16 protein-coding genes and 1 riboswitch are annotated in these 17,096 nt (G+C 66.9%); of the genes, 7 read left to right on the plus strand and 9 right to left on the minus strand.

The window, feature by feature from the left end:
- Positions 1–68 precede the first annotated feature (68 nt).
- The 7 genes from ribB to QRN34_RS15535 form a co-directional block, all read right to left on the minus strand.
- Positions 69–1,160, minus strand: a complete 1,092-nt coding sequence (gene ribB, locus QRN34_RS15505) for a 3,4-dihydroxy-2-butanone-4-phosphate synthase (RefSeq protein ID WP_036137370.1) — start codon at positions 1,158–1,160, stop codon at positions 69–71.
- Between the two features lie 13 nt (positions 1,161–1,173).
- Entirely contained in the window at positions 1,174–1,815 is a 642-nt protein-coding gene (locus QRN34_RS15510; RefSeq protein ID WP_036137371.1) for a riboflavin synthase, read from the minus strand.
- Between the two features lie 125 nt (positions 1,816–1,940).
- Positions 1,941–2,090, minus strand: a riboswitch (FMN riboswitch).
- Between the two features lie 69 nt (positions 2,091–2,159).
- On the minus strand, positions 2,160–3,155 hold the full coding sequence (locus QRN34_RS15515) for a Gfo/Idh/MocA family oxidoreductase (protein ID WP_285405800.1): 996 nt from the start codon (positions 3,153–3,155) through the stop codon (positions 2,160–2,162).
- The gene (gene ribD, locus QRN34_RS15520) at positions 3,152–4,213 is read right to left on the minus strand and encodes a bifunctional diaminohydroxyphosphoribosylaminopyrimidine deaminase/5-amino-6-(5-phosphoribosylamino)uracil reductase RibD (protein ID WP_285405811.1); all 1,062 of its coding nucleotides are present in this window, start codon (positions 4,211–4,213) and stop codon (positions 3,152–3,154) included. Before ribD ends, QRN34_RS15515 begins: the two co-directional genes overlap by 4 nt.
- 41 nt (positions 4,214–4,254) lie before the next feature.
- Positions 4,255–4,770, minus strand: a complete 516-nt coding sequence (gene nrdR / locus QRN34_RS15525) for a transcriptional regulator NrdR (RefSeq protein WP_285405801.1) — start codon at positions 4,768–4,770, stop codon at positions 4,255–4,257.
- Between the two features lie 3 nt (positions 4,771–4,773).
- The gene (gene glyA, locus QRN34_RS15530) at positions 4,774–6,030 is read right to left on the minus strand and encodes a serine hydroxymethyltransferase (protein WP_285405802.1); all 1,257 of its coding nucleotides are present in this window, start codon (positions 6,028–6,030) and stop codon (positions 4,774–4,776) included.
- An 83-nt stretch (positions 6,031–6,113) separates the two neighbouring features.
- The gene (locus QRN34_RS15535) at positions 6,114–7,136 is read right to left on the minus strand and encodes a hypothetical protein (RefSeq protein WP_285405803.1); all 1,023 of its coding nucleotides are present in this window, start codon (positions 7,134–7,136) and stop codon (positions 6,114–6,116) included.
- Between the two features lie 415 nt (positions 7,137–7,551).
- Here QRN34_RS15535 and QRN34_RS15540 point away from each other — a divergent pair, with 415 nt between their 5' ends.
- The 4 genes from QRN34_RS15540 to QRN34_RS15555 all read left to right on the plus strand — a co-directional run bounded on the left by QRN34_RS15540 (position 7,552) and on the right by QRN34_RS15555 (position 11,910).
- Complete coding sequence (locus QRN34_RS15540; RefSeq protein ID WP_285405804.1) at positions 7,552–8,559, plus strand: hypothetical protein; 1,008 nt, start codon at positions 7,552–7,554, stop codon at positions 8,557–8,559.
- Between the two features lie 126 nt (positions 8,560–8,685).
- Positions 8,686–10,344 (plus strand): energy-dependent translational throttle protein EttA, encoded by a 1,659-nt coding sequence (gene ettA / locus QRN34_RS15545; RefSeq protein ID WP_285405805.1) that lies wholly within the window; start codon positions 8,686–8,688, stop codon positions 10,342–10,344.
- 247 nt (positions 10,345–10,591) lie between these two features.
- A complete protein-coding gene (pyrF, locus tag QRN34_RS15550; protein WP_285405806.1) occupies positions 10,592–11,407 on the plus strand; it encodes an orotidine-5'-phosphate decarboxylase in 816 nt (271 codons plus the stop codon).
- 119 nt (positions 11,408–11,526) lie between these two features.
- A complete protein-coding gene (locus QRN34_RS15555; RefSeq protein ID WP_036137387.1) occupies positions 11,527–11,910 on the plus strand; it encodes a hypothetical protein in 384 nt (127 codons plus the stop codon).
- A 22-nt stretch (positions 11,911–11,932) separates the two neighbouring features.
- Here QRN34_RS15555 and def read toward each other — a convergent pair whose 3' ends face one another.
- Positions 11,933–12,469 carry a peptide deformylase gene (gene def / locus QRN34_RS15560; RefSeq protein ID WP_036137389.1) on the minus strand — a complete coding sequence of 179 codons (537 nt, stop codon included), beginning with the start codon at positions 12,467–12,469 and terminating at the stop codon, positions 11,933–11,935.
- A gap of 197 nt (positions 12,470–12,666) precedes the next feature.
- Here def and QRN34_RS15565 point away from each other — a divergent pair, with 197 nt between their 5' ends.
- Together QRN34_RS15565 and QRN34_RS15570 are read left to right on the plus strand one after the other, a co-directional pair.
- Entirely contained in the window at positions 12,667–14,742 is a 2,076-nt protein-coding gene (locus QRN34_RS15565) for a carbon starvation CstA family protein (protein WP_285405807.1), read from the plus strand.
- A gap of 10 nt (positions 14,743–14,752) precedes the next feature.
- A complete protein-coding gene (locus QRN34_RS15570; RefSeq protein WP_285405808.1) occupies positions 14,753–14,959 on the plus strand; it encodes a YbdD/YjiX family protein in 207 nt (68 codons plus the stop codon).
- A 49-nt stretch (positions 14,960–15,008) separates the two neighbouring features.
- Here QRN34_RS15570 and QRN34_RS15575 read toward each other — a convergent pair whose 3' ends face one another.
- On the minus strand, positions 15,009–15,716 hold the full coding sequence (locus tag QRN34_RS15575; protein ID WP_285405809.1) for a FadR/GntR family transcriptional regulator: 708 nt from the start codon (positions 15,714–15,716) through the stop codon (positions 15,009–15,011).
- A 132-nt stretch (positions 15,717–15,848) separates the two neighbouring features.
- Here QRN34_RS15575 and QRN34_RS15580 point away from each other — a divergent pair, with 132 nt between their 5' ends.
- Positions 15,849–16,982: an aldose epimerase family protein gene (locus QRN34_RS15580; protein ID WP_285405810.1), complete on the plus strand. Its 1,134-nt coding sequence runs from the start codon at positions 15,849–15,851 to the stop codon at positions 16,980–16,982.
- Positions 16,983–17,096: the final 114 nt, after the last annotated feature.

The following is a 17,096-nucleotide window of genomic DNA, read 5'->3' on the forward strand; positions in this document are numbered from 1 at the left end:
CTCGCGGGGTCGTGGCACAGGGCGGTAGCAATAGAGGGTCGCGGTGTGGAAGGCAACCCGCGGGAGGATCAGCCTACCTGTTCCACCACTTCCAGGCCGAAGCCGGCGATGCCGACGAAGCGACGCGGCGTACCCATCACGCGCAGGCGCCGGGCGCCCAGGTCGGCAAGGATCTGCGCACCGAGCCCGAGCTGACGCCACTCCTGGTCGTCGCGGGGCGTGGGCACCGGCACGGCGTGGCGCTTGAGGCGACCCAGCAGCGCATCGGCGCTGTCCTCGCCCGAGAGCACCACCAGCACGCCGCGATCTGCTTCGTGGATGCGCCGCAGCGCATCGGTCGCGGTCTGGCCGAGGTCGTCACGGCGAAGGTGGAGCACGTCCGACAGCGTGTTGCGCACATGCACCCGCGTCAGCACCGGTTCGCCGTCGTCCACATCGCCCCGGGTCAGCGCGAAGTGCAGGCCACTACGGATGGCGTCGCGGAAGGCGACCAGCCGGAAGGGACCGAACTCGGTATCGACGTCCTCCTCGTGCACGCGCTCCACCGTCTTCTCGGTTTCGAGGCGGTAACGGATCAGGTCGGCGATGCTGCCGATCTTCAGGCCGTGCTTCGCCGCGAACACTTCCAGTTCCGGTCGCCGGGCCATGGAACCGTCGTCGTGCAGGATCTCGATCAGCACCGACGAAGGCTCAAGCCCGGCCAGCGCGGCCAGGTCGCAGCCGGCCTCGGTGTGCCCGGCGCGCATCAGCACGCCGCCCGCCTGAGCGGTCAGCGGGAAGATGTGCCCGGGCATGATGATGTCGGCGGGCTTCGCGTCCTTCGCCGCGGCCACGCGGATCGTGTGCGCACGGTCCTGCGCGGAGATGCCCGTGGTGACGCCTTCGGCCGCCTCGATCGAAACGGTGAAGTTGGTGTGGTACGGCGACGTGTTGTCGCTGACCATGGGCTTCAATCCCAGCTGGCGGGTGTGTCGTTCGGTCAGCGTGAGGCACAGCAGCCCGCGCGCCTCGCGGACCATGAAGTTGACGTCTTCCGGCCGCACCTTCTCGGCGGCCATGACGATATCGCCTTCGTTTTCACGGTCTTCGTCGTCGAGGATGACGACCATGCGGCCCTGCCGGAGGTCCTCGAGGATCTCGGGGATGGTGTTGAAGGACATGCGGGGCGGTTCCTCAGGCGAAGCCATGCTGTTTCAGGAAAGCCTCGTCGAGGCGCGGGGCATCGCCGCCGGTGAGCAGCCGCTCGACATAGCGCGCGACGACGTCGACCTCGATGTTCACGGCGTCACCGGGGCGCCGGGCGACGAAAGCCGTATGTGCCACCGTATGGGGGATAAGGTTCACCCCGAAACGGTTGCCGCCGACTTCGTTCACCGTGAGGCTGGTGCCGTCGATGCACACGGAGCCCTTGTGGGCGATGTAGCGCGCTATCTCGCCTGGCACCTCGAAGGTCCAGCGCGAGGAGCGGCCGTCCGGTGCCACGGACACCACCTTGCCCACGCCGTCCACATGCCCCGAGACCATGTGCCCGCCCAGACGATCGGCCAGGCGCAGGGCTTTCTCCAGATTCACCGGATCGCCGGCCTTGTGCTTGCCGAGGGTGGTGTGCGCCAGGGTTTCGTTGGAGACATCGGCCGCGAAGCTGGCGGCGTCGAAGGCCACCACGGTGAGGCAGACGCCGGACACGGCGATGCTGTCGCCCAGGGCGACGTCGGTCATGTCGAGGGGAGCGGTATCGACGACGAGGCGCACGTCGCCGCCGCGCGGTTCCAGCCGCGCGATGCGGCCGACGGCCTGGATGATGCCGGTGAACATGTCAGCGACCTCCCGGGAGGAAGGCGGCGACGAGGTACTGGATTTTCATGAAACGTTTCCCGCGGTGGTGAGCGAAAAACGCCCCAAGGCGCATGGCGCCGCCCGCCCCGCCAGGGACGCGCGAACGCCGTCTTCTTTCATCCGGACTGTAACCGTCGGCTCCGGCATCGGACCGGATCTGCTGACCTCCCGGCAGGACCGGGAGCGCTCGCGGGCTTGTTTCCTCACGGAAACCTACCGCCGGTGGGGAATTGCACCCCGCCCTGAAGACGCTGTGGAGGCCGCTCCCCGAGGAAAGCAGCCGGCTGAGAATAGCATGCGGCCTGAACGGCCGATTGCAACGGTCAGGTCGGCAGCGGGTGGCCCTTGAGCACCTGGTCCATCACCCGGCTGGTGCGCGCCGCCGAGTCGCCCGTCGAGGGGCAGGCGCCCTTGCCGGTCAGCGTCGCCACGATGGTGGCGATCAACGGTTGCTGGATGTGCGGCGGATTGGCCACCTGGATGCTTTCGCGTCGCTCGCCGGCCTCGAGTTCGATCGGTCCGTCACCGAAGGTGGCGAAGACCAGCCGGCCACGATCGCCGACGATTTCCACGCGATCCTCGCGGCGGTCGGCGCCGAAGTTCCACAAGCCGGTACCCAGCACGCCGCTGCCGAAACGGAAGGCCATGGCCACGGCGTCTTCGGCCGGATAAGCGTTCATCTGGTGTGCGGTCATGCCACGCGCTTCGACGATGGGGCCGAGCAGGAAATCGAGGATGTCCAGCGTATGGCAGCCGACATCCACGAAGATGCCGCCGCCGGACAGCTCGGGACGCACCGTCCAGGGCAGGTTGGCCGGGTCGCGGTAGCGTGCCTCGAGCGGATGGTGCAACAGCACGTTGACCAGGCGCGGCGTGCCTATCGCGCCCTCGGCCAACAGCGCGGCGATACGCAGGAAGCGCGGCAGCGCGCGCCGGTAGTAGGCCACGAAGACGGGCACGCCGGCCGCCCGCGCGGCCTGCACGATCGCCGTGCACTCCGCATAGTCCATCGCCATCGGTTTCTCGATGTACACGGGCTTGCCCGCGGCGATGGCCATGAGGGCGTACTCGCGATGGCTGGACGGCGGTGTGGCGACGTATACGGCGTCCACGCCGGGATCGGCGACCAGCGCCGCCGCGTCGTCGTACCAGCGCGGCACGCCGTGGCGAGCCGCATAATCGCGCGCCTTGTCGCCGTCACGCCGCATCACGGCGACCAGCGACGAGTCGCTCACCTTTGCAAACGCAGGGCCGCTCTTGGTCTCGGTGACGGCACCGCAGCCGACGATGCCCCAGCGGACGTGCGGATAGGTTTTCACGCCGGCCGCAGCTGCAACCGCATGTCGTCGCCCACCTGCCGGCGGTCCACCGTGTGCAGGCGCCAGCGCGACGCCATGTCGTCGAGCGGCGGCAGGGTGAGCATCGGGCGCCCGCTGCTGCCGAGCAGGACCGGCGCGACGTAGACCAGCAGTTCGTCGGCCAGCCCTGCTGCGAGCAAGGCACCGCACAGGACCGGGCCGGCCTCCACGTGCACCTCGTTCACGTCGCGCCGGGCCAGCTCGTGCAGCACGGCACGCAGGTCGAGACCGCCGTGGTCGTCGCGGCGCACGACCGCCCGCGCCACGCCGGCCAGATGAGCCGGTACGTTCGCCTCCGCGGCGTGGAACACCAGCGTGGGCGCCGTACCGTCGAGCACGCGGGCACCGGCCGGCGTGCGCAACGCGGTATCGACGATGGCACGCAACGGCGGCACGCAACCCCGGGCGTCGGGCAAGCGAACGGTCAGCTGGGGATCGTCGGCGAGCACGGTGCCGCTGGCGGAAAGGATGGCCGAGGAGCGCGCGCGCCAGCGCTGCACATCGGCGCGGGCGGCCTCGCCGGTGATCCACTTGGACGTGCCGTCGGCCAGCGCCGTGCGGCCGTCGAGGCTCATGGCCAATTTGACGCGCACCCACGGGCGGCCGCGCTGGATGCGGCTGAAGAAACCGATGTTGAGTTCATGCGCGACGTCGCGCATCAGGCCCACCTGCACGCCGATACCGGCGGCGCGCAGCTTTTCGATACCGGCCCCGTCGACCTGGTCGAACGGATCCTCGTGCGCGACGACCACGCGGGCCACGCCCGCCGCGATCAAGGCGTCGGCGCAGGGCGGCGTGCGACCGTGGTGCGCGCAGGGCTCCAGCGTGACATAGGCGGTGGCGCCGCGTGCCGCCGTGCCGGCCTCACGCAGCGCGAAGACTTCCGCATGCGGCTCACCCGCGCGCGCGTGCCAGCCGGTGCCCAGCACGGTCTCGCCGCGGGCGATGACGCAGCCCACGCGCGGGTTGGGCTGGGTGGTGGCGAGGCCGCGCTCCGCCAGACGCAAGGCGTGCGCCATGTGGAGGTGATCCATGGCGGGAAAGAACGGGCGCGACATGCTCAGCCCTTGCGCCCGCGCCTGGCCGCGTCCAGCAGCGGCAGTTGCAGGCCTTCGATCGAGGGGAGGTCGCGCTCGAGTTTCTCGATCTCCTCGCGGAAAGCGTGCACGTCCTCGAAGCGGCGATAGACCGACGCAAAGCGCACGTAGGCCACCTGGTCGAGCTCCTTCAGCTCGCGCATCACCAGTTCGCCCACCTGGCGCGACGGCACCTCGCGCTCGCCGAGGCGGCGGAGGTCGTTGATGACGGCGCGCATCGCGGTATCCACTGCATCGCTGGGCACGGGGCGCTTCTGCAAGGCCCGCTCGAAGCTCACGCGCAGCTTGTGCTCGTCGAACGGCTCGCGACGGTCGCCGGACTTGACGATCGCCGGCAGCTTGAGTTCGGCGGTTTCGAAGGTATTGAACCGCTCGCTGCACTGAGGGCACTCGCGTCGACGACGCACCGTGCTCCCGTCTTCGGTGAGCCGTGAGTCGATGACGCGGGTGTCTTCATGCTGGCAGAACGGACAATGCATCGATCAGCCGTATACCGGGAAACGGGCGCACTGGGCCGTGACCTTCTCGCGCACCGCCGCGATGACGGTGTCGTCGCCCGGCGCGTCCAGCACGTCGCAGATCCACTGGGTGAGCTCGATCGTATCCGCTTCCTTGTAGCCGCGGGTGGTGATCGCGGGCGTGCCCACGCGCAGGCCGGAGGTGACGAACGGCGAGCGGGGATCGTTCGGCACGGCGTTCTTGTTGACGGTGATGTGCGCCTTGCCGAGGGCCGCTTCCGCGTCCTTGCCGGTAACCTCGCGACCGATCAGGTCGACCAGCATCAGGTGGTTCTCGGTACCGCCGGAAACGACCTTGTAGCCGCGCTCGATCAGCGTCTTCGCCATGGCCTTGGCGTTCTTCACCACTTGGCCCTGGTAGTCCTTGAATTCGGGTTCCAGGGCTTCCTTGAAGGCCACGGCCTTGGCCGCGATGACGTGCATCAGCGGGCCGCCCTGGATGCCGGGGAACACGATGGACTGCAGCTTCTTCTCGATGTCCTCGCCCAGACCCTTGGCGACGATGATGCCGCCGCGCGGACCGCGCAGGGTCTTGTGCGTGGTGGACGTGACCACATGGGCGTGGTCGATCGGGCTGGGGTAGTGGCCCGTGGCGACGAGGCCGGCGATGTGCGCCATGTCGACGAACAGGTAGGCGCCGACCTTGTCAGCGATGGCGCGGAAGCGCGCCCAGTCCATCACCTGCGAATAGGCGGAGAATCCGGCCACCACCATCTTCGGCTTGTGCTCGATCGCCAGGCGCTCGATCTCGTCGTAGTCGACCAGACCGGTCTCGGCATCGATGCCGTACTGCACGGCGTTGTAGATCTTGCCGGAGAAGTTGACCTTGGCGCCGTGGGTGAGATGGCCGCCGTGGGCGAGGCTCATGCCCAGGATGGTGTCGCCCGGCTGCAACAGCGCAAAGTACACGGCCTGGTTGGCCTGCGAACCGGAATGCGGCTGCACGTTGGCGTAATCGGCGCCGAACAGCTTCTTCAGGCGCTGGATGGCGAGCTTCTCGGCCACGTCCACGTATTCGCAGCCACCGTAGTAGCGCTTGCCGGGGTAACCCTCGGCGTACTTGTTGGTCAGCGACGAGCCCTGGGCCTCCATGACACGGGGGCTGGCGTAGTTCTCCGAGGCGATCAGCTCGACGTGATCTTCCTGGCGACGGGTCTCGTCGGCGATGGCCCTGGCGAGTTCGTCGTCATAGCCGGCGATCGTTGCATCCTTGGGGAACATCTCTACCTCGGGTCGCGGGTGGGGAGTGAAGACCGAAAGTGTAGCGCCCGCCGGGGTTTGCGGCCACTGCCCCACCCGCGGGCTCAGCGCCGCTCCAGCCAGAGGTCCGTCCGCTCGGCGACCGGGCCGTGGCGCATGTAGGAGCGGATGGCCCGTTCGTTGTCGGGCGTATAGCGCAGGCAACTGAAAGTGGATGGCGCCAGTGGGTGCATGTTCGAGTCGCACCGGTACCAGTTCATGAGGCTCCATGGCCCGGTACGGAAGCGGCCGGACGCCGCCGACTCATGGGTCGCCCCAAGCGTATGGCCAAATTCGTGGGCCAGCACCGACACGCGGCCCTGGACGGTCGCGACGGCTTCGCTTTGCCCCTCCAGCGCCAGTCCGGACGCCTTGCTCACCGCGGGGCGGGCCGTCAGCAGCAGGAACTTGTGTTTGTACGACTTGCCGTAGGGCAAGTCGATATGCAGGCTCAGCTGTCGCAGGGCGATCGCGAAGCGGTCGAGGACATCCGGATGCTCATAGTCCATGTCCGTGATCCAGGGCACCCTGGTGTAATAGCGCACGTCGATCTTCGGCTCGCCGGGCAGCACGGTTACCAGGTCCGCCAGCCACCAGGCGGCGAATCGCGCATGCAGGTCCGCTATCGACTGCTCGCGAAGATCGTCGTGGACGAACACGTGGAACGTCGGCCGGTGGGCGAGCGGGTCCTCGACGTGGTGGGGCGTGATCGAAAGCTCGCCCGTGAACGGGATGACAGGCTCGTCGGCGTAGCCGTCCCCTGCCGGGTAGGTGTGGCGACGCGCCTCGTCATGCCCGACCCGGAAGGATACGACGGTTACCCCGCCCTCGGACGGGAGGGACACGTGCAGGCCGTCGCCGCCCCGGGTGAACACGGCGCGCTCCCCGTTCAGTTGCCCGGCGTACATGGCCCCGGCGACCTGCGGCGACAGGCGGAGGTCCACGGGCAGGCGCCGCTCGACGGAGATGCCCGCACCAGGGCCCACAGCACGCCGCGGTCGTGAGGGGCCACCCTGCTCCCCGGCGGACGGCGATGGTGTCATCGTCACGTCGGGAATCCAGATGCGGAAGGGAAGGCCAGCGTCCACGGCCTGATCGAACAGCTCGACGACGCTCGCGGTGCCGTTCGGCGGCTCGGGGGGTTGCCTGGACGACGGGGGGCAGGAAAAGGGCCAGGGCAGGCACGAGTGCCCTGCACAGGCGGAACATGGAAACCATCGAGACATCCTTGTTGGCGGGAAGGGCCGGGGACGATACCTGCGTTGCCACCGCTTCCCCGCCCGGATGACGCACAACGCGGCGCCGACTGACGGCGTTGCGGGACCTTCCAGATCAACCGGACCCGGTGCCCTGGCCGGCAGGTCCAAGGAGCCAGCGATGACGTACATACGATCAAGTCAAATACCTACATCCCGCTAGGCAAGCTCCTAGGGTGATCGCCCTGGCTTGTGCGTAGGCTAATTCTGCGGTCGCATCCTGCCGCGTAGGGAAAGGAATACCCCCATGAAAACACTCATGCTCACGATCGCCATCGCTTCCGGACTGGCCGCATGGACGCCCCCCGTCCCCGCCCAGCCCGACCGGATTGCCGAGGCATTCGACCGCCAGATAGCCGGGGGCCTGCCCAGCGACGTCCTGTTGTCCCGCCCGGGCGCCATGCCGCAGCGGGTCAGCGTGCTGGAGCGGCTTAACACCGCCCTCGACTTCCCCGACGGAACGCAGGGCACCCTGTACCTGGCCGAGGTCGACGGCCGCCCGGCCAGCGTCATCCGGGTGGGCGACCGCGTCGACGTCGTCGTGGACGACGACACCCCGGCGGCGGCACCGCGTATGGACCGCTTTTCCTCCGGCTCAGGCGCGTGGCCATGGCTGGAAGGAAGCGACCTTTTGCTCCTTCCCGGCAACGAGCAGCCTGACGAGTTGACCGAGCTGTACGGCGGCAGCGACGCGCCGTCGGAGAAGACGCTGCACGTCTGGATCTTCCTGCACGATCGGTCCGGCGAGCGCGACTACGCCAAGTTCCTCAACTGGTACGCCGCGTGGTGGATCAAGGACATGGAAGCCAACGTACGCCCCGGCATGCCGATCAGGGTGTCGCTGCGCGACCGCATTCCCGGCCTGACCGACATGGATTACCACGCTGGCCAAGCCGAAAGCCGCATTGCGGATATCGCCACGGCAGGCGCCCGTTACGTCAGGGAACAGGGCGGCCACGTGGACAACCTTTCGCGCTTCGTCCTTTTCGTGAACGAACCGCCCCGGAACCTGCCCTCCGGCGTGCTCGGCGGCGCCATCGAGCCGTATCGGGCCGCCATCGCCAGCAACCGCGCGCACCGGCACATCTTCGCGCACGAGGTGGGCCACCTGATCGGAGCCACGCACGAGGCCGCCGAGAACCGTTTCTTCTGCGTCACCAACATGGCCGACAACATCATCGGCAAGGCAGCGTGCCGGGTCTACACCAAGGCCAACGACCAGAACATCCGCGATTACCTGAGCGCCCGCCTGTAGGGCGCAGGGACCCCGGTCCCGGGAGGCCTGCTCTCCCGGGACAACGGCTATAATGGGGGTTTGTACCCACGCGTCGACGCCCCCTTCCCCGTCGGAAGGCAGGCGGCCGCGCCTTCCGGAGGCCGCATGCAATACATCTACACCATGAACGGGGTCAGCAAGATCGTTCCCCCGAAGCGCCATATCATCAAGGACATCTCCCTGTCCTTCTTTCCCGGCGCGAAGATCGGCCTGCTCGGCATCAACGGCTCGGGCAAGTCCACGGTGCTGCGGATCATGGCGGGCGTGGACAAGGACTTCCAGGGCGAGGCCCGGGCCAACCCCGGCACCAAGATCGGCTACCTGGCGCAGGAACCCGACCTGGACCCGGCCAAGACGGTGCGCGAGGTCGTGGAAGAAGGCGTGTCCGAGGTCCTGGACGCGCAGAAGCGGCTGGAAGAGGTCTACGCCGCCTACGCCGAGGAAGGCGCGGACTTCGACAAGCTGGCCAAGGAGCAGGAAGCCCTGGAAGGCATTCTCGCCGCCAACGACGCCCACGCGCTGGAGCGGCAGCTCGAAGTCGCCGCCGACGCACTCCGCCTGCCGCCCTGGGACGCCCTGGTCGGCCCGCTGTCCGGCGGTGAGAAGCGCCGCGTCGCGCTATGCCGCCTGCTGCTGTCCAAGCCCGACATGCTGCTGCTGGACGAACCGACCAACCACCTGGATGCCGAGTCGGTCGACTGGCTGGAAACCTTCCTGCACGACTACCCGGGCACGGTCGTCGCGGTCACCCATGACCGCTACTTCCTCGACAACGCCGCCGAGTGGATCCTCGAACTCGATCGCGGCCGCGGCATCCCCTGGAAGGGCAATTACACGGAATGGCTGGAGCAGAAAGGCGAGCGCCTGAAGCAGGAAGCCAACCAGGAGAAGTCACGCCAGAAGGCCCTGCAGAAGGAACTGGACTGGATCCGCACCGCCGCGAAGGGCCGCCAGTCCAAGGGCAAGGCGCGCATCAACCGCTTCGAGGAGCTGAACTCGGTCGAGTACCAGCGCCGCAACGAAACCAACGAGATCTTCATCCCGCCGGGTGAGCGCCTGGGCCAGGAGGTCATCGAGTTCAAGAACGTCACCAAGTCCTTCGGCGACCGCATGCTCATCGAAGACCTGTCGTTCAAGATCCCGCCCGGTGCGATCGTCGGCATCATCGGCCCCAACGGTGCCGGTAAGTCCACGCTCATGAAGATGATCATGAACCTGGAGAAGCCGGACACCGGTGAGGTCAAGCACGGCCACACGGTCAAGCTGGCCTACGTCGACCAGTCCCGTGACGCGCTCGATCCGAAGAACAACGTGTGGCAGGAAGTCTCCGGCGGTTCGGACATCCTTACCATCGGCAACTTCGAGATCCAGTCCCGCTCGTACATCGGCCGTTTCAACTTCAAGGGCACCGACCAGCAGAAGATCGTCGGGCAGTTGTCCGGCGGCGAGCGCGGTCGCCTGCACATGGCCAAGACCCTGCTGCAGGGGGGCAACGTGCTACTGCTGGACGAACCCTCCAACGACCTGGACGTCGAAACGCTGCGCGCGCTGGAAGACGCCCTGCTCGAGTTCCCCGGCTGCGCGGTGGTCATCTCGCATGATCGCTGGTTCCTCGATCGCATCGCCACGCACATCATCGCGTTCGAAGGCGACTCCCACGTGGAGTTCTTCCCCGGCAACTACAACGAGTACGAAGCCGACAAGAAGCGCCGCTTCGGCGACGACGCCGGCCCCAAGCGCGTGAAGTACAAGAAGCTGGTCTGACACAGATACCCATACCACCCACACCAACACCAACACCGCCGTAGGAGCGCACGCTGTGCGCGAGAAGCCAACAACGCGATGATGCGACACCCGCCATCGTGCCGGCCATGCGCTTCGATGTGCAGATGGCCACATGGCGAATCGCGTACACGGCGAATCGCGCGCACAGCGAATCGCGCACATCGTGCGCTCCTACCGGTGTTTTTATGTAAAGACGTCCACACACCTCATTCGAGCGAAGCCACCCATGAACTTCATGACCTCCCTGAGGGACGCCTGGCGTCGCAACGACTCCCTGCTGTGCGTCGGCCTCGACCCCGAGCCCGGTCGCCTGCCTGCCGGCCTGTCCGGTAACGAGGGCATATTCGAATTCTGCCGGGCCATCGTCGATGCGACGGCCGGCCTGGTCTGCGCCTACAAGCCGCAGATCGCCCATTTCGCGGCACAACGTGCCGAAAACGCGCTGGAGCGTGTCATCGCGCATGTCCACGCGACGCAGCCGGGCATTCCCGTGATCCTCGATGCCAAGCGCGGCGACATCGGCTCGACCGCCACGCATTACGCCAGCGAGGCGTTCGATCGTTACGACGCCGACGCCGTTACCCTCAACCCCTATCTGGGCCAGGATTCGATCGCACCGTTCCTGGAACGGGCCGACAAGGGCGTGATCCTGCTGTGCCGCACCTCCAATCCCGGCGGCAAGGATTTCCAGGCGCTGGACTGCGGCGGGCAGCCGCTTTACCTCCGCGTCGCCGAAACCGTCGCCCGCGAATGGAACACAAACGGCAATTGCGCCCTGGTGACCGGTGCCACCTGGCCGGACGAACTTGGCAAGGTGCGTGCCGTGGTCGGCGACATGCCGCTGTTGGTGCCAGGCATCGGTGCCCAGGGCGGCGATGTGGAAGCCGTGATGAGACATGGCGGCACGTCCACCGGCGATGGACTGATGATTTCATCTTCGCGCGCCATCATCTACGCTGGCACCGATGGGGACTTTGCCGACCTAGCACATCGCGCGGCCGACGAATTGAGAAAATTGATCAACTCGTTCCGTCATAGCTAGGCGGAACAAAAAGCAGTCGCAAATTGCACGACTTGGCAACTGCAAAAGCCTTACGCTGGCGCTGTACGCTAACCAACAATACCCGGCTCACGGCGCCACCGCGTTCCACCGGAGTAGTCATGCCACCTATGAACCGAGGTTTTTCCCAACGCCTGCATGTTGCGCTGGACATGGCGGGTGTGAAGAAAGGCCGCGGCCGCATCACCCAGCTGGCCGATCTTTTCGACGTCAGTCGGGAGACGGCACGCAAGTGGCTGAGCGATCTGGGCCTGCCGGAACTGGAACGCCAGATCGATATGGCGACCCGTTTCGGGGTCAACTTCGAATGGCTGGCCACCGGCCGGGGCGCACCGAACGGCGCGACCGGCGTCCGTGAAAGCCCCGCCCTCTACCGTGCCGATTCGCGCGAGCAGTTGCGCCTCGTCGGACTGGTCAGCCGCCTGCCCAAGGAGCGGCGCAAGGCCTTGCTGGTGATAGTCGAGGCGCTGGCGGAAGCCGAATAGGCCTCCGCGGCCGCGAACTTTCTCAGTCGTCGCCGATGTCCATGCCGGGAAACAGGACATCCGTATAGCCGAACTTCGCGAAGTCCGTGATGCGAGAGGGATACAGCCGCCCGATCAGGTGATCGCACTCGTGCTGCACCACACGCGCGTGGAACCCCTCGGCCGTGCGATCCACGGGCGCACCGTTGCGATCCACACCCTGGTAGCGGATCAGCGAGTAACGATTCACGGCACCACGCAGGCCGGGTACCGAAAGGCAGCCCTCCCAGCCTTCTTCCATGTCCTGCGACAGTGGAGTGATCAGCGGATTGAGCAGAATCGTCTGCGGCACCGGCGGGGCATCCGGATAGCGCTCGCTGGCGTCGAAACCGAAGATGACCAGTTGCAGGTCGACGCCGATCTGCGGCGCCGCCAGGCCCACGCCGCCAGCGTGATACATGGTGTCGAACATGTCCTGGATCAGGGCATCCAGCTCGGCCGTGCCCATCATCGCGTCGGGCACCGGGGCCGCAATGCGCAGCAGGCGTTCGTCGCCCATCTTCAGAATGTCGCGGATCATCGTCGTGCCCGGGGAGTGGGGATGCCTCCAGCATGGCGGCGGAAGGCCCCGGGCTCAAGCGTCTTTCGCGAGCCCGCGGCATGCGGATGCCCGCAAAACCATTCGACCAATGGCTAATGCCCGAAAGGCGCCACGGCGATTGACCCCCATCGCGCGCGGGACGACCCTTGTGCCATCCGCAAGGGGAGCACCGAACCATGCACAACGCCATTCCGAAACCCGGTCCCGCGGGGAAGATCCTGTGGGCCGCCATTGCGATCGTGGGGGCCTGGTGCCTCGGCGTCGTCGCCCTCCGCCGGGGCGAGCCGATCAATGCCATCTGGCTGGTGGCCGCCTCCCTGGCGGTGTTCCTGATCGGCTATCGCTTTTATAGCCGCCTGATCGCCGACAAGGTGCTGCGCATGGACCCGGGCCGCGCCACGCCGGCCGTGCTGCGCAACGACGGGCTGGATTACGTGCCCACCGACAAGTGGGTGGTGTTCGGGCACCACTTCGCCGCCATTGCCGGCGCCGGCCCCCTGGTCGGCCCCGTGCTGGCCGCGCAGATGGGTTACCTGCCCGGCACGCTGTGGATACTGATCGGCGTGGTGTTCGCCGGCGCGGTGCAGGATTTCATGATCCTGGGGCTTTCCCTGCGCAGGGACGGTCGCTCGCTGGGTCACATGCTGCGCGCCGAGCTGGGCGCGGTGCCCGGCGTCATCGCCATGGTGGGCATCCTCGTCCTGATGATGATCGTGCTGGCCGTGCTGGCGCTGGTGGTGGTGAAGGCGCTGACCCACAGCCCGTGGGGCACGTTCACCGTGGCCGCGACCATCCCCATCGCGCTGCTGATGGGGCTATACCTGCGCTACGTGCGCCCAGGCCGCATCCTCGAGGTATCGATCATCGGCCTGGTGCTGTTGCTAGCGTCCATCTGGTACGGCAAGGCAGTGGCCGATTCGGCGACGCTGGCTCCCCTGTTCGACTACGACGCCCGGTCACTTGCCTGGTGGCTGATCGGCTATGGCTTTTTCGCTTCCGTGCTGCCGGTGTGGCTGCTGCTCGCACCCCGGGATTACCTGTCCACCTTCCTCAAGATCGGCACGATCGCCCTGCTCGCCCTGGCCATTTTCATCGCCGCACCCACGCTGCAGATGCCTGCGGTCACCCGCTTCATCGACGGCAGCGGGCCGGTCTTCCAGGGCAACCTGTTCCCGTTCCTGTTCATCACCATCGCGTGCGGCGCCGTCTCCGGCTGGCATTCGATCATCGCCTCCGGCACCACGCCCAAGCTGCTCGCCAACGAGGGCGAGGCCCGCATGGTGGGCTACGGCGGCATGCTGATGGAGGCGTTCGTCGCGATCATGGCGCTGATCGCCGCCTCGTCGCTGCACCCGGGCGTGTACTTCGCCATGAACTCGCCGGCCGCCCTGGTCGGTGCCACCGCCGAGTCCGCCGCGCAGGCGATCAGCGCCTGGGGTTTCGTGGTCACGCCGGCGGAGCTGACGGACACCGCCCGCAACATCGGCGAGAGCACTATCCTGGGACGCGCCGGCGGTGCGCCTACCCTGGCCGTGGGCATGGCGCAGCTGTTACACGGGATCATGCCGGGCGAAGGCATGATGGCCCTCTGGTACCACTACGCCATCCTGTTCGAGGCGCTGTTCATCCTCACCACCGTCGATGCCGGCACCCGCGTGGGTCGCTTCATGATCCAGGAACTGGCCGGGATGGCCTGGGCACCGCTGAAGCAGACCGACTCCTGGCTGGGCAACGTGGTGGCCACGCTGATCTGCGTCGGGCTGTGGGGCTATTTCCTCTACCAGGGCGCGGTCGACCCGCTGGGCGGCATCAACACCCTGTGGCCCCTGTTCGGCATCGCCAACCAGATGCTCGCCGCGATCGCCCTGATGCTGGCCACCGTGGTGACGGTAAAGCTGAAGCGTCAGCGCTACGTGCTGGTACCGGCAGTGCCGGCCGCCTGGCTGGTGATCTGCACGCTCACCGCCGGCTGGCAGAAGCTGTTCGACGCGAAGATCAGCTTCACCGCCGCCGCGCAGAAGTATGCGGATGCCGCCGCCGCGGGCACCCTGCTGCCGCCGGCGAAAACCGTAGACGCCATGCAGCGCATCGTCACCAACAACCGCGTGGACATGGCCCTCACCGCCATGTTCATGCTGCTGGTGCTGACCATGCTGTTCTTCTCCATGCGCGCCGTGCTGCGCGCCTGGCAGGTCGACAGGCCGACCGCCCAGGAAGAACCCCGGGTCGCCTTGTCCAGCGTCGCCCAGTAAGGACATGGCCATGAACCAGACCTCCGCCGGCACGCCGCCCTCATGGTGGAAAAGAGTGGTGCAGACCGCCCGCCTCTGCTGTGGCGTACCTGACTACGACGTCTACGTGAAGCACCTGCGCGAGCACCATCCCGAGCGCGACGTGCCCACGTACAAGCAGTTTTTCCGCGAACGGCAGGAAGCCCGTTATCGCGGCACGGGCGGTCGCTGCTGCTGAGGGACGACCGTGGAGCCGGGCCCGTATGCCCCCCGTGTACCCGGCCGGCTCAGTGCCGGCGGCTCTTGCGCATGTTGGTGCGCGATTCCGCGATCAGCGTGCGCATCGCCTTGGCCGCCTCGTTGGGGCGACGACGGCGGATCGCCTCGTACACCGCCCGGTGCTGGGCGACCGCATAGGCAATGTCGGGTGCGGTGCGGGCTGACATCACGAAAAAGGTTGCCAGGGCCGTTTCGATCACCGCGAACAGGGCACTCAGCAGCTCGTTGTTGGTCGCTTCGAGCACGGCCTCGTGGAAACGCAGGTCGGCCGCGGCCCAGTCGTCCAGGTCGTCGGTTTCCTGCATGCCCTGCAGCGCGGCGGCGATCGCCTCCAGCTGTTCGGGCCGACGGCGACGCGCCGCCGCCATGACGGCGGCAGGCTCGATGATCTCGCGCATCTCGACCAGCTTCTCGACGAAATCGTCGGTGGGCAGCGACGCGCAGCGCCAGCCAAGCACGTCGGCGTCGAGATGGTTCCAGTAGCGCGGGTCGCGCACCCGCATGCCGGTTTTCTGCCGGGTCTCGATCAGGCCCTTCGAACCCAGCACCTTCAGCGCCTCGCGCAGCACGGTGCGACTGACCGCCATCTGCTCGGCCAGCACCGCCTCGCCTGGCAGCGGATCGCCCGGGCGCAATACACCGCCGACGATGGATTCGCCGATTTCCTCGATCACCCGCGCATGCAGGCTCTTCGGACCTGCCGCTCTTGCTGCCATGACCCCACCCCCTCAGGACGAAGGCCCATCCTAACGACGTAACGGCGTTACCGGATGACGCAGCGCAGCTTGTCATTTGTCCGACAAATATGGTCATGTCGGACACCACCAACTCAAGGGAGTCAAGCTGTGATGAAACCGCTATCCGCGCTGATCTCGGCGATCCTGCTTGCGACGACATCGGCGGCCGCGCTGGCCGGCGAGGCGTCCAAGGCATCCTTCGGCAGCACGCCGGATGGCAAGGACGTCACACTGGTCACCCTCACCAACGGCCACGGCATCACCGCGAAGGTGCTTTCGCTGGGTGCCGCGCTGTACGCCCTGGACCTGCCCGACCGCAACGGCAAGCCCGGCGACGTGGTGCTGGGCTATCCCGACCTGAAAGGCACCTTCGCCAAGCCGCAGTATTTCGGTGACACCGTGGGTCGCTACGCCAACCGTATCGCCAAGGGCACGTTCACCCTCGACGGCAAGCAGTACACGGTGCCGGTCAACGACGGCCCCAACTCGCTGCACGGCGGCAAGGTGGGCTTCGACAAGGTGATCTGGACGGTGGACAAGGTGGAATCCGGGGCCACGCCCAGCGTCACGCTCAGCTATGTCAGCCCGGACGGCGACCAGGGCTATCCCGGCAAGCTCACCACCACCGCCAAGTACACCCTGGACGACAAGAACCAGCTGACCATCGAGTACACCGCCACCACCGACAAGCCGACCATCGTCAACATCACCAACCACACCTACTGGAACCTGGCCGGTGAAGGCCGTGGCAGCGTGATGGACCAGGAGCTGATGATCGCCGGCGACGCCTACCTGCCGACCGATGCCACGGCCATTCCCACGGGCGAGGTGCGCAACGTGGCTGGCACGGACTTCGATTTCCGCAAGGCGAAACCGATCGGCCGCGACATACGCGATGCAAAGGAACAGCAACTGGTGCTGGGCAAGGGTTACGACCACAACTGGGTGATCTCACGCAAGGAAGCGGCCCAGCCGCGCGAGGTGGCACGCGTCACCGACCCGAAGAGCGGACGCGTGCTTTCGCTGTGGTCGGCGCAGCCCGGGCTGCAGTTCTATTCCGGCAACTTTCTTGACGCCACCACGTCGGGTAAGTCGGGTGGCATCTATCGCCAGGGCGACGCCTTTGCGCTGGAACCGCAGATCTACCCGGACACCCCGAACCAGCCGGATTTCGGCTCGGCTCGGCTCGATCCAGGCAAGACTTACAAGAACACCATGACTTATAAATTCTCTACGGTGAAGTAAGCGAGGCTTTGGGGCCTCTTGGCCTCTTGGCCTCTTGGCCTCTTGGCCTCAGGGGCTTCGAGCAAGAGCCGGCGGGTGCCACCCTCGGGGCCACGCCTGCGGCGACCCGTCAAG

This window comes from Luteibacter sp. ME-Dv--P-043b (genome assembly GCF_030209605.1).
Lineage (GTDB): Bacteria > Pseudomonadota > Gammaproteobacteria > Xanthomonadales > Rhodanobacteraceae > Luteibacter.